Consider the following 14,017-nt stretch of genomic DNA (forward strand, 5'->3'; position numbering starts at 1 on the left):
TTAATCCTTCTTTCTATTCACTCTACTTTAGTTCCTATGTACTACTAAAGAGACTTTTTATTGATGTGTGACAGTTAGGGTGCGGAAGGTGGGTTCTAAGATTATGGTGAAATCGGGGAGAACTAGGGGAGATAGGGACTTACAAGAAATAAATTATCCAAATAAACGAACCACAGAGACACAGAGAACACAGAGGAATAAAAAGGAGAGAGTTTTTTGAGTATTTTTTTATTTGGAAGTCCCGGACGCAAAGGAAAGGAGTAGGCTCATTCCCACAACAGTATTGAAGGTAAATCATCGGTGGCTAACCGTAAAAACTCGTAGCCGATTCCTGCTGTACCTCGGAATAAACTGGGGTGGAATACTGAACTAGGCAAATTAACGAACATTTGATATGCTCCTGTTCGTTTGGCTTTAGCTACGACATTTGTGGCATTCTGGAGGGCAATTTGACGCAAATCAGAGCGAGAGTAGCGTTGCGCCCCAACTAACAGCGTTTCAATTCGACCTAAATTGCCACAGCACAGGTGGTCACTGGCTTCTAATCCATAGTTCTGGGTGGTTTGCAGGGCAATTTCAATCTCGCGTTCAATTCCGGGAATTTCCGCAAGTCTGAGGCAGCCTAAACGCCCCAACCCAATCCCGGCTGCACCGTGACACCAGACAACCGGGAAGCTTGGTGGCTGATTGGGTTCCAGGCTGCGAAAATCAGGCCAGTTGGCATGGGATTCACTAAAGACGCTGCGCTCATACTCAATGCCTTCGAGTGCTGCTTCGTAGTAAGCTTGATTTTGAATCACACTGTAAAGTTGCAGCAAAGCATAGGCAATTCCTGCTGCTCCGTGGGAGAACCCAGTTAAGGGCTTTTCGCTTAGAGTCTGCCAAGCTTTGGGAGCATTTTCGTAGCTGATTCGATGCTTGAGCAAATGCTCTCCATAGGCGATCGCTTTCTCTAAAACTGTTGCATTCTTTGTTACTCTGTGAAGGGACAACAGCCCCAGAATGGCTCCAGCAGATCCACTCATGATATCTAGCTTTTTATCCGCAGCAATCAATGGTGTCATCCACTCAGCTAATACTTGAGCATCTGGCAATAGCGTCTCATCTTTGAGAAATTGGCTCACCTTTACCAAGCCATAAATTATCGAACCCAAGCCTGTCCCGCCACCGATACCCATAAGGCGAGCCATAAGTTGCCGAGATTCTAAGTTCAAGGTTTGGATCTGCCGCCGTAGCGGTTGCAGTGCTTTTAATGCTAAATCACGGTAACGTGAGTCATTAGTTACCTGACTGAGTGCCGCGAGAAACAAGGCAACTCCAGTGCGTCCGTCGTAAAGACTGTAGCCTAAAACTTGCAATCGGAATCGCTCTGCTTCATGCACATAACCTAACCCAATCCAGTTGACACTGCCATCGGGATCTGGTATAGCTGTCCTTTCCAATTCAGTGGCGATCGCACTGGCTTCGGCAATTAATTCTGCCGAACTCAGCAACGGTAACGATTCGGTATTCCATTGCTGAATGTCTTGGCTGGGAGTTTGCGCTACTTTAGCATGAAATGAGCCTTGAATAATCGCCGTTTGTCGAGCTAGGTCGATTTCATCCATTGCCTGTAACTGATTCAGGGCGTGCTGGTAACTAGGTTGCTTAAAGTATTGGGGAATGGATAGCTCATTGCTCACACTCAGCTCATCAGTAGCAGCATTCGCCGTGAAAAATGGAATATCTAGTTGTTCCATTGCTTTGAGTTCTGCACTCAAAATCGGTAAAGCATTAGGTTTGTCTTGAGCAACCAAAAAGGCACGACTGAGGCGATCCAATTCGATGCTATAATCTGCGCCGTGTTTGAGGTAATCGGGTGATAAAGTTTTTTGTGAGATGGCACTGTAGATGCGAGTGTTGCGGAAGACAAACCGGACTTGCTGGTTCTGCATTGCAGTTAACGGACTTCCAGGAACCAGTAATATATCCTGATGCATCATCAAAAAGCGATACATCACCTCGAATCCGGCAGTAATTTGTGCTTGATAATCGCTGGCTGACAAGGGAATCTCACCTAAGCGCGGCACATTTTTCCTCACGGACATAGTTACAGACTCATATTGCAGATGCATATCGTCTGTATTGATTTGCTGCCAGCTAGGTAGTTTATAAGGAATTTTTTGAGAATCTGTACTACCTAGTCCGCTAACATCATAGGCAATACGGCGATCGCTACTAAAGTCCCAACGTGGTAAAAGCCCAGTGCGTAACACAGATTCCCAAAATTGCTGTTCTGCGACTGTCTCAAAGTCTGGGGCATTTGGTGAGTTTTCGATCAAATTCGCTTCATGGTGCAGCAAAGTTTCCATATCCACTAACACCAGATGTTCGCCACTGGCAATTAAGTTTTCGTGGTGGCAATCTGTTCCCCGCAAAGCGTAAAGCACACATAACAACATCCCAGCTCGCTGATAAAAACGTTCTACAGCAGCTTCATCATTACAATGTTGATGTGTAATATATTCTACCCAACCGTAATTATCTCGGTTCAGCACCTGGATAACTTTGAAATCTAAAAGCTGACTGTGTTGATTGCACCAATCTAAAAATTGGTTGAAAGCAACTTCTAATCCTAAATCTTTAGGTTTATATACGAGTTTGAGTCCAGACTCAAAAGTGATCAAAATAACTGTTCGTCCACGCTTATGTGGGTCAGAAAGGGAAGTTTGGATTTCGCTAACTTTGCCTAAACTATCATTTTTAGAGCTAAATATTTGTTGAATATCTGCTTTATCTTCAGCCAGACGTTGGATAAATTCGGTGGCAGACTCTACCCAAAAACTGAGCGATGTTGCAACTAATCGACCGAGTACTGGATATTTATTAAATAGACTCAACAATCCATCTTCTAGGAGTTGATTGACAAACTTATTATAGTGAGTTTTATTGTTGCTCTTTTCTGTTGATACTCCTAACAAGTTGAGCAAGTTTTTCCCAAATGGACGAACTTGAGAAAATTCCAAATTCAGCGTCTTGGTGCAAAGTTCTGCCAATCGCTGTAGCAAACTGCGCTCTAATTCCCGGTAAGCAGCTTTTGAAAGGACTGATAAGGGTAAGCTGTCTTCAGTTAGTTCACAACCAAGTCGAGTCAAAAGTTGCTGTCTGGCAACTGCGATCGCAGGCAGTAAGATATCTTCAAAGGGAATCGGATTTTCTGGATTAATTGGTAAATCTATTTCTAATGCAGACTCAAATTCCTTTGCCATTTGCATAATTTGCTGCAAAGTTTCTGCCCATGCTGGTAATGGTGCTTGTGGATTCCAGCTGATGCTTCCCAAGCGAGGGCGAATGTTAGCAAGGTCTAAGTTTTCCCACTCTAAGCGTTTATCTAAAGTGTTCCAGTCGCCTACGATTTGACACCAGCGATCAAGCCGACGCTGAATTTCTGTTTCATTAATCGAATCGATGTCAATTACAAATCGTTCTGTATTGAGGCGTTCCCAGAGAAAACTGGCGTTGGCAACAATACTTGTTAATCCTTTAGAGGATGAGATACCTCGTTTGGCGATGACTGGATTTTTCATAATGCTGGCTTGCAGGAGAGTAGAGGGAGCAGAGGGGTATAGAGAGGGGCAGGAGTTAGTTATCTTGCCCTTCCCCTTACACTTAGTTTGAATGAAGAATATTGTTAGCTAACTGCTGAAATATCAACATTGACCATTTCCTTTCGGACAATCGGTACAACATGACATGTGGACGTGACCAGTGTTAGCCATCATCCCTCCACTAACGCTGAGTAATTCTTCTTCACTCAGTTCGCCGAATTCCATAGATGTTAACTCACTCAGTACTTAAGACACGCTTTCGACTGTGAAGTTATAACCTTTTTCTGCACTAGCGATCGCCAGTAGTTTGATAGCTTCTGCTTCGTTAGCTGCTGCTGTTAATTTTTGTTGTAGTTGAGCGTTTTCAAGTAATTCTTTGATTTGTTGTAACATAACCTTATCCTCCGTTTTGCTTGATTTGGTGCAGAGTAGCGCTTGTTTTGTGTGGCATTCTCTGCTTTGATAATTTGAATTTAGAAAGTAATAAAGTAGTTTTAAGTTCCGAGATAGATAAATGAGGCTTTGAGCTTAATACTTCAAGTTCTCACTCTTCTTTTTTCCCTGACACCTAATCTCAATGAAGAATATTGTTGGCTAAATGCTCAAAGATCAACATTGACCATTTCCCTTGGGACAATCAGTACAACATGACATGTGGCTGTGACCAGTGTTAGCCATCATCCCTCCACTAACGCTGAGTAATTCTTCTTCACTTAGTTCGCCAGATTCCACAGATGTCAACTCTGTCAGTACTTGAGACACACTTTCAATTGTAAAGTTGTAACCTTTTTCTACACCAGCGATCGCTAACAATTTGATGGCTTCTGCTTGGTTAGCTGCTGCATTTACTTGCTGTTGTAGTTGTGCGTTTTGAAGCAATTCTTTGATTTGTTGTAGCATATCCGTATCCTCCGTTTTGCTTGACTTAGTGCAGAGTTACGCTTGTTTTGTGCGGTCTTCTCTGCTTTCATGATTTCAATTTAGAGACTAATAGGGGAGAACTAGGGGAGATACTTGCAATTAGAAAAAAATTTTTTTGCCCCCTGCTTTCTTGCCTCCATGATGCTGATATCTGCGTGATAGCTATAATATTTAAAGCCAATATGTAATTTTCCTGTAGTTAAATATCCTGATGATGGACTAACGGTACAATCGCTGTACAAAGTTGCTATTTATATCTATCTAGGAGGCATCAAGGAGTTGGTGATGAGCGCTAAACAGTTAGAGCAGGTCAAGCAATTACAAGCTACCTTGGCTAAGATGGAAGTCACATTAGATGCGATCGCTGATGGTGTAGTCTGGGTAGGAGAAGACCGACGCATTCAATGGTGCAATTCTGCTTTTGAGTCTCTGGTAAACCAACCCCAAGGCACTGTTTGCGGCTTGAAGTTAACTGATTTGCTACCCCTAACCCAGGCTGGACAAGCAGTTTATTCGCAGATTTATCCTGATGTCCGAATACACAATGGGGAATACAAGACAACAAATTACCAGTTGCAACAAGGTGAGCGTACTCTAACACTAGAAATATCTGGTAGTTGCACCGGACTGACTGATGATAAATGTGCTGTACTAATGATTCGGGATATCACGCAAGCTCAACAAACTCAAGAATCTTTGCAAGAAATTGCAGAGCGATTGCACACACTAATTAACGCTACACCCGATATTATCTGCCTAAAGGATGGCGAGGGAAAATGGTTGTTGTCAAACCAAGCCAATCTGGAATTTCTGGAGCTACAAGGCGTTGATTATCAAGGCAAAACTGACTCAGAACTGGCGGAATTTAGCAATTTTTATCACGATCCCTTGCTCAATTGTGACAAAACAGATGAACAAGCTTGGCAACAGAGAACTGTTCATCGGGTAGAAGAAGTTGTGCCTCGTCCTGATGGTACAGTGAGCATTTTAGATATGATAAAAGCTCCCCTATTTTACCAAGATGGGAGACGTAGGGCGCTGGTGGTTTTGGGACGAAATATTAGCGATGCCTATCGGCAAGCCACGCAACGCAAACAAACGCAAGTAGCTTTAGAAAACTCTCTGTCTTTGTTAAACGCTATTTTTGAATCGATTCAAGATGGTATCTTAGCAATCAACAGCTTAAGTGAAATCACCAGCTACAATCAAAAGTTTTTAGAAATGTGGTCAATTCCACAAAAACTTCTAGCAGAACCAGATCATTTTAAGCGGTTAGCATATCTGGCAAACCAGTTAAAAGATCCAGATGATTTTTTGCAACGTGTCCGAGAACTGTACACCCAGCCAGAGCAAGTTAGTTACGACTTGTTAGAATTGCGCGATGGCAGAGTATTCGAGCGCTACTCCTGTCCTCAGCGCATTGGCGAACAGATTATTGGTAGAGTGTGGAGTTTCCGCGATATTACCCAACGGCAAAGGGCAGAAGAAGCACTGCGACAAAGTGAATTGCAATACCGCAGTATTTTTGAAGCTATCAATGATGGACTATTTATTACTGATATAGAGACTGAAAAAGTTGCCGAAGTTAATCCTGCGGCTTGCCAAATGCATGGTTACTCTTACGAAGAATTTATCACCTTGCATCCTTCTACTTACATTCACCCAGACTCTCATTCAGTTTTTTATGAGTTTATTGAGAAAACTCAATCTGGTGAGCAATTTTATGGACAAGCAGTTGATATCTGCAAAGATGGTACTTTGATAAATGTAGAAGTCAAAGGAACAATCTGCACTTACAACGGTAAACCAAACGTTTTGGCAATAGTGCGGGATATTAGTGAGCGCAAACGTATTGAATTAGCCTTGCAACAAAGCGAAGCACAGTACCGCGATTTGGTGCAAACAGCTAACTGCATGATTCTGCGTTGGGATGATCAAGGTAACATTATATTTTTAAATGACTACGGTCGAAGGCTTTTTGGCTTCGATATAGATGAAATTATCGGACGTAATGTCATCGGTACAATTGTTCCAGAAACCGAAACTTCTGGACGCGACTTACAGGCGTTAATGGTTGATATTTGCCAGTACCCAGAAAACTATCTATTCAACGAAAATGAGAACTTGTGCAAAAATGGCGATCGCCTCTGGATAGTCTGGGCAAATAAACCCATATTAGATGAGCAAGGTAACTTAGTAGAAATTCTTTCAGTCGGTACCGATGCCACAAAACGCAAACGCACTGAAGAAGCCCTTCAAGAAAGTGAGTTAAAGTTCCGCAATATCGTCGAAAATGCCAATGACTTAATATTTGTCCTCAACCCAGAGGGAATTTTTACCTATCATTCGCCGAATGTAACCTCAATTCTCGGATACAGCTTGGCGGAAGTAGAAGGTCATTCTCTGGTAGAGTTCGTTGAGCCTGAAGATTTAGCAATTAGCCTCTGGGCATTACAAAAAACTGGAGAAAAACTGATCGGTATCGAGATGCGGTTGCGGCATAAAGACGGCAATTGGCGATGGTTTAGCTTTAACACTTCGACAATCAACACTTCCAATGGTGGACTTGCTATTTCGGGTGTGGGACGCGACATTACAGAACGCAAGCAAGCAGAAGAAGCCTTGCGTCGTAGCGAAATGAAATACCGCAACATCTTTGAAAATTCCCAAGTAGGTATTTTACGCACCCGCCAAACAGATGGATTGATTGTGGATGCTAATCAACGCGGTGCTGGTATCTTGGGTTTTCCTTGTGCTGGTGACTTGATTGGCAAGTATTTCACAACTGAATTATATGTAAATCCAGACGATCGCACGCGGATGTTAGCAGAGTTAGATGCCTATGGCGAAGTTCGCAATTTTGAAGTAGCACTGCGCCGCTTCGATGGTTCGGTTGTTTGGCTACTTTTGTCAATCCGCTTCAATGCAGAAGAATCCTGTTTGGATTCCGTGTTTACAGATATTAGCGATCGCAAGCAGCAAGAACAAGCTTTACGTTCGATTGTTGAAGGTACAGCCTCGAAAACAGGTGATGAATTCTTCAATTCCTGCGTTCGTTACCTTGCTGATGTATTGCAAGTAAACTACGCCCTAGTCACAGAATGTGTAGATCAAGAAAAAACCAAAGTCCGTACCCTAGCCTTTTGGTGTGGCGACGCAATTGCAGATAATCTAGAGTACGAGTTGCAGGGTACTCCTTGTGAACATACATTTCAAAGTAGTTTGTGTCACTACGCTCAAGAACTACAAGCCGCTTTCCCTAACGATCTAGTGTTACAGAATATGAATGCCGAGAGTTTTTTAGGTGTTCCCCTGAAAAATTCATCCGGCGAGATTGTGGGACATTTAGCAGTGATAGATGTCAAACCAATGAAGAACGATCCCGCACGGGAACTGATTGTGAAAATTTTTGCCGCCCGTGCTGGTGCTGAACTAGAGCGAAAACAAGCAGAAACTGCTATTGGCCGTCGTGTTCAAGCAGAAAGTTTGCTCAGTTGTATTTCTCGGCAATTCGTTGACCAAGATTTAGATACAGCAATTAATTTTACACTTCAAGCGATCGCTCAATTTATTGAGGCTGAACACAGTTGCATCTTTAAATGCTCTGACGATCAAAGCCGATTTGACCTAATCCATGAATGGTGTGATGAAGGTTTCCCACCATTGATTGATGTCGCCACAGGATCGCCTGTTGAAAGTTTTCCCTATTTTTATGAGCCGATTCTTCGTGGCAACCATCTACAAGTTCCTTGTGTATCAAATTTGCCATCCGATTTAGCAGAAAGAAAGCTCTTTGAACGTATGTCCTTTCAATCTTTTATTGCTGTACCCATGCTTCACTCTGACAAAGTAGTTGGGTTTGTTGGTGCGGCGGTAACTCACTTTTGTAAAACCTGGAGCCAAGAAGATATTAATTTTCTGAAACTGGTAGGTGAAATTATTGCGATCGGTCGAGCCAGACATCAGGCAGAAGAAGCTCTCAGAATTGCCAAAGAAGCTGCTGAAACTGCCAACCGAGCTAAAAGCGCTTTCCTAGCTAACATGAGTCATGAACTCCGTACACCTCTGAATGCAATTCTTGGCTTTTCTCAGTTGATGGAACGAGACACTACACTTAAACCAAATCAACGTGAATCTTTAGTTACCATTAACCGTAGTGGAGAACACTTGCTTAACCTGATTAACGATGTCCTGGAAATGTCCAAAATTGAAGCTGGACAAATCATTTTTAACCCTGAAGACTTTGACCTCTATTTGCTATTGCAAACATTACAAGAAATGTTCCAGATGCGGACACAAGCAAAGCAATTGTTTCTCAGTTTTGAAATTGCTTCTAATCTTCCTAGATACATTCACACAGATGAAGGAAAACTCCGCCAAGTGCTGATTAACCTTTTAGGTAACGCCGTCAAGTTCACTCAAACTGGAGCAGTAACGTTGCGGGCAAAAAGAGGCAGAGGAGCAGAGGGAGAACTTCTTACTCAGCACTCAGCACGGGCTAAACACCCCGCTACCGCTAACACTCAGCGAGAAGTTAGAGGGGAAGCTTCCTCCGATCCAAACTTGGGAAACTCAGCACTCGCTACTTCCCAATCTCTAATATTTGAAGTCGAAGACACTGGACGGGGGATAGCAACAGAAGAAATGGATAACTTGTTTCAACCTTTTGTCCAAACAACAAGTGGTATTCAAACCAAGGAAGGTACTGGACTAGGACTGACTATCAGCCGTCAATTTGTGCGGTTGTTAGGAGGGGATATTGATTTTACTAGTACTTTGGGGCAAGGAACTACTTTTAGCTTTGACATCCAAGTAAATTTAGCCGCAGCTTTGAAAGTTGTACCAAAGTTGAATAAGGGACGTGTGATCAAGCTGGCAGCAGATCAACTACCTTGCCGTATTCTGGTAGTGGACGATCGCAAAGAAAACCGCGATCTAATTGTGCAACTTCTTGGTGGCGTTGGTTTTGAAATGAAAACTGCAACTAACGGACAAGAAGCGATCGCCTTCTGGCAAACTTGGCAGCCCCATTTGATTTTAATGGATATGCGGATGCCTGTAATCAATGGCTACGACGCAACTAAAGAAATTAGAGCTAGAGAGAGAAGCATAAACGCAAATTTCTATACCGTAATTATTGCCCTGACTGCTAGCGCTTTTGAAGAACAACAAGCAAGTATTCTAGCCGCAGGTTGTGATGACTTGGTTCGCAAGCCATTCCGGGAACAAGTGATTTTTGAAAAGATAGCTGAATATTTGCAAGTGGATTATATCTATACAGAAGAAAACAGCGAAGCTAAAACAGACAATAACTCGGAGAATATTCAATCCTCCATCTTGGATCTTCACTCTTGCTTAATGATTATGCCTACTGAATGGCTCGTAGAACTTAATCAGGCAGCCTTTGAAATCGATGCTGAACGAATTTTTGAACTCATTAAGCAAATTCCTCCAACTCATTCTGCCTGGGCAGAAAAACTGGCAAATTTAGTACGTTGCTTCTGCTTTGATGAAATTCTCGACTTAACCGAGAAAGTCAAGAGCTAATATTAATATCAGCGTTGCATTTAACAAATAATTACTAATTCGTAATTAAAGAGGGTACAAGCCCCTACAAAATCTGTGATTTGGTAATCTTCAATCAATTTATTAGAAATATATTAATAAATTGATTTATGTAAATTCTTGGTGGTTGCCCGAATTCAATCAACGACTGCCCGAATTCAATCAACGACTGCCCGAATTCAATCAACGACTGCCCGAATTCAGTCAACGACTGCCCGAATTCAATCAACGACTGCCCGAATTCAATTTTGCACAAAATTGTAGCGTTTTTAAACACACAAGTCTAAGCGGCAAAAGCCGCCGCTTAGAACTTTGGTAGTAAGAGATTCAGATGTGTATTAAATTGTTGCTACAGGAACTTCTGGTACAAAATATTTCAAATTTTCTGACCTAGTTGTAAATTTCAAGTACTGTAATGCCATTTCTGGTGTTAGCAGTTCGATCATTAATCTATTTTCAATCCAGAATTCAATGACATTAAAGAAAGAGTCGCGGTTACAGTGCACGACGCGCCAACCTTCACGGATACCAATTTGCTCAATTTCTCCTTGGCTAATAGGTACAGAAATGGCTGCATGAATATCTGTAAATTTACAAGTAATGGCAGTACGAACAAATACACACTCTTCATCACCGTCACCAGGTTCTATCTGAGAGCCTAAAGGATACAGTTCGATAGCTGTACCGTATTCATCAAAAGGGATAACCATATAGCTGCCTGGGTTAGGAAAAAAGGGAACAGCTTGTGCTTTTAAAACTTCACTGAGAACTTGGGCAACGCGGTGGGGGTTTTGAACAGCAATTGAAATATGGTGAATCATAAAATAACTTCCAATTCGATATTTTCTAGATTAGATATTAATCGGGGAGAACTAGGGGAGAGAATTGGGTAATTAACATTTTTTTTAACTACAGGGCTTATGCACAGGTAACGGAAAATCGAACCACAGAGGACGCAGAGAAGCCAGTGCGTTGCGGGGGTTCCCCCCGTTGTAGCAACTGGCGCGACACGGAGGAATAAGAGTTTGAGGTTTTTTTGCGTAAGTCCTAAACTAGTACAACATGGCGTAAATAAACCACCCCTTCGGGTGATGCCTCCGGCACGCCCAGGGCGAACGGCAGTTCCTCATGGGGGGAACCCCCATGAGGAACTGCCTCACCATTTCAAATCAATGAAACGCTTATGCTGTATTAATTTTGAATTTTGAATTTTGAATTTTGAATTCCGCCTTGCGGTACTAGTTATTAATGAATCGAACTAACGTTAAAATATCTATGTATAATTAGCAACTTATTCTGACTCAAACCAATATTGCGATGCCTAACCAGTCACTCAACTCTCCCAAAGCAGACATATTAGTGATTGATGACACACCGGAGAACCTGAACCTCCTATCTGCGATGCTGACGCAACAAGGATATAAAGTTCGTAGCGTGACTAAAGGCTCTACAGGGTTACGGGGAGCAAATGCAGTTCCTCCCGATCTGATTTTGCTAGATATAAATATGCCGGAGATGAATGGCTATCAAGTTTGTGAACACCTTAAGGCAAACGATCGCACCCGCGAAATTCCAGTGATTTTTATTAGCGCTTTAGATGAGGTGCTGGACAAGGTAAAAGCATTTGCAGTTGGCGGAGTGGACTATATCACCAAGCCTCTTCAATTGGAAGAAGTTTTAGCACGGATTGAAAATCACTTAATGATTTGGAAACTGCAAAAACAACTCCAAGTACAAAATGAACGGTTACAGCAGGAAATTAGCGATCGCGCCAAAGCAGAAGAGAAGTTTGCTAAAGCCTTTCGTTCTAGTCCTAATCCAATTGCGATCGCTACCGTTTCGGAAGGGCGCTTCATTGATGTCAACCCTAGTTTCCTGAGAATGAGTGGCTATTGCCTAGAAGAAGTGATTGGACATACCGCTTCTGAACTGGATTTGAGTAAGGATAAAGAAGCTCTCACCCAAACCATCCAACTTTTACCTAATACTGAGTCACTTTACAACCTGGAATTTGAATTCTATACCAAATCTCTTGAGGTCAAAATCATACTGTTATCCATTGAATTGATTGACTTGGCTGGAGTGCAGTGTGCTTTATTGATTGCCAACGATATCACCGAACGCAAACGCTTAGAAAACGAGTTTATCTCTTTAGTTAGTCACGAGTTACGTACACCTTTAACTTCCACAATGGGAGCGTTAGATTTATTGGCTGCTGCACAACTGGGAACTCTAACCGAACAGGGACAAAAAATTTTGAGAATTGCCACTACCAATACTGAACGCCTAATTCGTTTGGTGAACGATATTCTCGATTTAGAACGGATGAAATTTGGCAAAATCTTCATGAGGAAAGTGAAGTGTAATGCTGCTGACGTACTGACAATGGCAACAGAAGAGATGCAGGCAATGGCAGATAAATTACAAGTCAAGTTGATTGTTCATCCTCTGGCAATTGAACTTTGGGCAGATCCCGATCGCCTAGTACAAACTCTAACCAACTTACTGAGTAACGCCATTAAGTTTTCAAAACCAGGCGATACTGTGTGGATTAGTGCCACACTCACAGAACATAACAGTATTGAGTTGGGAAAAAATGAGCATTCCTTAACAAAAGACACTTTATTGCCCAACTGCCTTTTTACTATCCAAGATCAAGGGCGAGGAATTCCGAAAGATAAATTACAAATGATCTTCGAGCGTTTTCAGCAGGTTGACGCGTCCGATTCCCGTAACAAAGGAGGAACAGGTTTAGGTCTAGCTATTTGCCGGAATATTGTACAGCAACATGACGGTAAAATCTGGGTTGAGAGCATTTTGGGTGAGGGTAGTACCTTTTATGTGCTGTTACCTTTAACAGCTTCATAGTAAATAGCTTATAACTACCTAATTTTCCCCTACTTTTCCCCGATCACATTCTAGAATATCTTCAGAAGAATCAAGCAAATCAGCACCTATATAGTACAGGAGTATCAACATGAGCAGAAATATCTTGATTGTTGATGATGAAGAAGATGTGCAGGCGATCGCTAAACTGGGATTAGAAATGGGTGCTGGTTGGAACGTGTTAACTGCTTGTTCTGGTCGGGAAGCATTGAATATAGCTGCCAATTACAAACTAGATGTCATTTTATTAGATATATCGATGATGCTGCTCCAGCAGCACTTGAGTCGGAGTTAAAAACAGGAAAAGGCAATAGTTAGCTATGGTGCAATAGTTGAGTGGTTAAAAGAAGAACATGGACCAGATATAGAGTATGTAAATGTTTATGCCTTGAACAAGTAATGTCTGTCTCCTCTTATAACTTTATTTTAGAACCCATTTTCTATGCAGCTTCATATTAAATTGGTATTAGACTTGTGGGGGCTTTCACTACCAAGAAGCCACGGGTATTGGTGAAAAATTAAAAGCGAACGCTGGGAAAATGAGCGTTCGCTTGACTAAAAAGCTTAAAAAATGGTTAGTTGCTTGTTATTAGCATACTATATTTTGGTTATACAACTTAAAAAACTTGCATAACGGTACTTAAACATTTTTGAGGTAGAAACAAGCCTTAAACCCATGCCGTTTAGGTACATTTTTAAGCATTCTTGTTTAAGTTCCTCTGAATATCCTTTCGGCAAATCGTACACATCGATAAATTGGCGTTAGCGGAACAGGGCGAAATCTTATGTTATATTTTATACTAAAATAATTTTGTTTACCTCTTCGTTTACCATTTTTCCGAACCTCCGTAGACTTACAGTATGGACATTGCACAGTAGATGACCTCAATTCATCCCTCTATTAACCCAAGTTGCGGGTTATGAAATTTTAGATTTTTTTGCTTGCGTTGATTCATGCGATCGCAATTATAGCAACCGCCAAAGCGGTTAGGACAAACAGTATACTTGATGAGTAAAGTAACAAATATTGATACTGCTCAAGCGGACAGTACAAAAAC

General features: G+C 41.9%; 9 protein-coding genes and 1 pseudogene. 3 read left to right on the forward strand and 7 right to left on the reverse strand.

Going from position 1 to position 14,017, the window contains the following annotated elements; translation table 11 throughout:
• Positions 1 to 266 precede the first annotated feature (266 nt).
• From V7K46_RS25535 to V7K46_RS25550, 4 genes are all read right to left on the reverse strand, one after another.
• On the reverse strand, positions 267 to 3,566 hold the full coding sequence (locus tag V7K46_RS25535; protein ID WP_335118141.1) for a type 2 lanthipeptide synthetase LanM family protein: 3,300 nt from the start codon (positions 3,564 to 3,566) through the stop codon (positions 267 to 269).
• 123 nt (positions 3,567 to 3,689) lie between these two features.
• Complete coding sequence (locus tag V7K46_RS25540; protein WP_335118144.1) at positions 3,690 to 3,812, reverse strand: hypothetical protein; 123 nt, start codon at positions 3,810 to 3,812, stop codon at positions 3,690 to 3,692.
• A 21-nt stretch (positions 3,813 to 3,833) separates the two neighbouring features.
• Complete coding sequence (locus V7K46_RS25545) at positions 3,834 to 3,980, reverse strand: hypothetical protein (protein ID WP_335118147.1); 147 nt, start codon at positions 3,978 to 3,980, stop codon at positions 3,834 to 3,836.
• A gap of 216 nt (positions 3,981 to 4,196) precedes the next feature.
• On the reverse strand, positions 4,197 to 4,487 hold the full coding sequence (locus tag V7K46_RS25550) for a Nif11-like leader peptide family natural product precursor (protein WP_335118150.1): 291 nt from the start codon (positions 4,485 to 4,487) through the stop codon (positions 4,197 to 4,199).
• Between the two features lie 306 nt (positions 4,488 to 4,793).
• On the opposite strand from V7K46_RS25550, the gene V7K46_RS25555 reads away from it, so the two are divergent.
• On the forward strand, positions 4,794 to 10,055 hold the full coding sequence (locus V7K46_RS25555; protein WP_335118152.1) for a PAS domain S-box protein: 5,262 nt from the start codon (positions 4,794 to 4,796) through the stop codon (positions 10,053 to 10,055).
• A 94-nt stretch (positions 10,056 to 10,149) separates the two neighbouring features.
• Here V7K46_RS25555 and V7K46_RS25560 read toward each other — a convergent pair whose 3' ends face one another.
• Positions 10,150 to 10,350, reverse strand: a complete 201-nt coding sequence (locus V7K46_RS25560) for a hypothetical protein (protein ID WP_335118154.1) — start codon at positions 10,348 to 10,350, stop codon at positions 10,150 to 10,152.
• Between the two features lie 61 nt (positions 10,351 to 10,411).
• Entirely contained in the window at positions 10,412 to 10,894 is a 483-nt protein-coding gene (locus tag V7K46_RS25565; RefSeq protein ID WP_335118156.1) for a hypothetical protein, read from the reverse strand.
• 496 nt (positions 10,895 to 11,390) lie between these two features.
• Here V7K46_RS25565 and V7K46_RS25570 point away from each other — a divergent pair, with 496 nt between their 5' ends.
• Positions 11,391 to 12,941, forward strand: a complete 1,551-nt coding sequence (locus tag V7K46_RS25570; RefSeq protein WP_335118158.1) for a hybrid sensor histidine kinase/response regulator — start codon at positions 11,391 to 11,393, stop codon at positions 12,939 to 12,941.
• Between the two features lie 109 nt (positions 12,942 to 13,050).
• A complete protein-coding gene (locus tag V7K46_RS25575) occupies positions 13,051 to 13,254 on the forward strand; it encodes a response regulator (protein WP_335118160.1) in 204 nt (67 codons plus the stop codon).
• A gap of 353 nt (positions 13,255 to 13,607) precedes the next feature.
• On the opposite strand, the pseudogene V7K46_RS25580 reads toward V7K46_RS25575, so the two are convergent.
• A pseudogene (locus V7K46_RS25580) lies at positions 13,608 to 13,833 on the reverse strand (transposase-like zinc-binding domain-containing protein); the annotation flags it as partial.
• Positions 13,834 to 14,017 lie beyond the last annotated feature (184 nt).

The sequence above is a fragment of the Nostoc sp. genome (genome assembly GCF_036917395.1).
In the GTDB taxonomy this organism is placed as follows: domain Bacteria; phylum Cyanobacteriota; class Cyanobacteriia; order Cyanobacteriales; family Nostocaceae; genus Nostoc.

Coding starts and splice junctions, on each gene's coding strand:
- V7K46_RS25535 (WP_335118141.1), bottom strand. CDS start 3,566: ATGAAAAATCCAGTCATCGCCAAACGAGGTATCTCATCCTCTAAAGGA.
- V7K46_RS25540 (WP_335118144.1), bottom strand. CDS start 3,812: ATGGAATTCGGCGAACTGAGTGAAGAAGAATTACTCAGCGTTAGTGGA.
- V7K46_RS25545 (WP_335118147.1), bottom strand. CDS start 3,980: ATGTTACAACAAATCAAAGAATTACTTGAAAACGCTCAACTACAACAA.
- V7K46_RS25550 (WP_335118150.1), bottom strand. CDS start 4,487: ATGCTACAACAAATCAAAGAATTGCTTCAAAACGCACAACTACAACAG.
- V7K46_RS25555 (WP_335118152.1), top strand. CDS start 4,794: ATGAGCGCTAAACAGTTAGAGCAGGTCAAGCAATTACAAGCTACCTTG.
- V7K46_RS25565 (WP_335118156.1), bottom strand. CDS start 10,894: ATGATTCACCATATTTCAATTGCTGTTCAAAACCCCCACCGCGTTGCC.
- V7K46_RS25570 (WP_335118158.1), top strand. CDS start 11,391: ATGCCTAACCAGTCACTCAACTCTCCCAAAGCAGACATATTAGTGATT.
- V7K46_RS25575 (WP_335118160.1), top strand. CDS start 13,051: ATGAGCAGAAATATCTTGATTGTTGATGATGAAGAAGATGTGCAGGCG.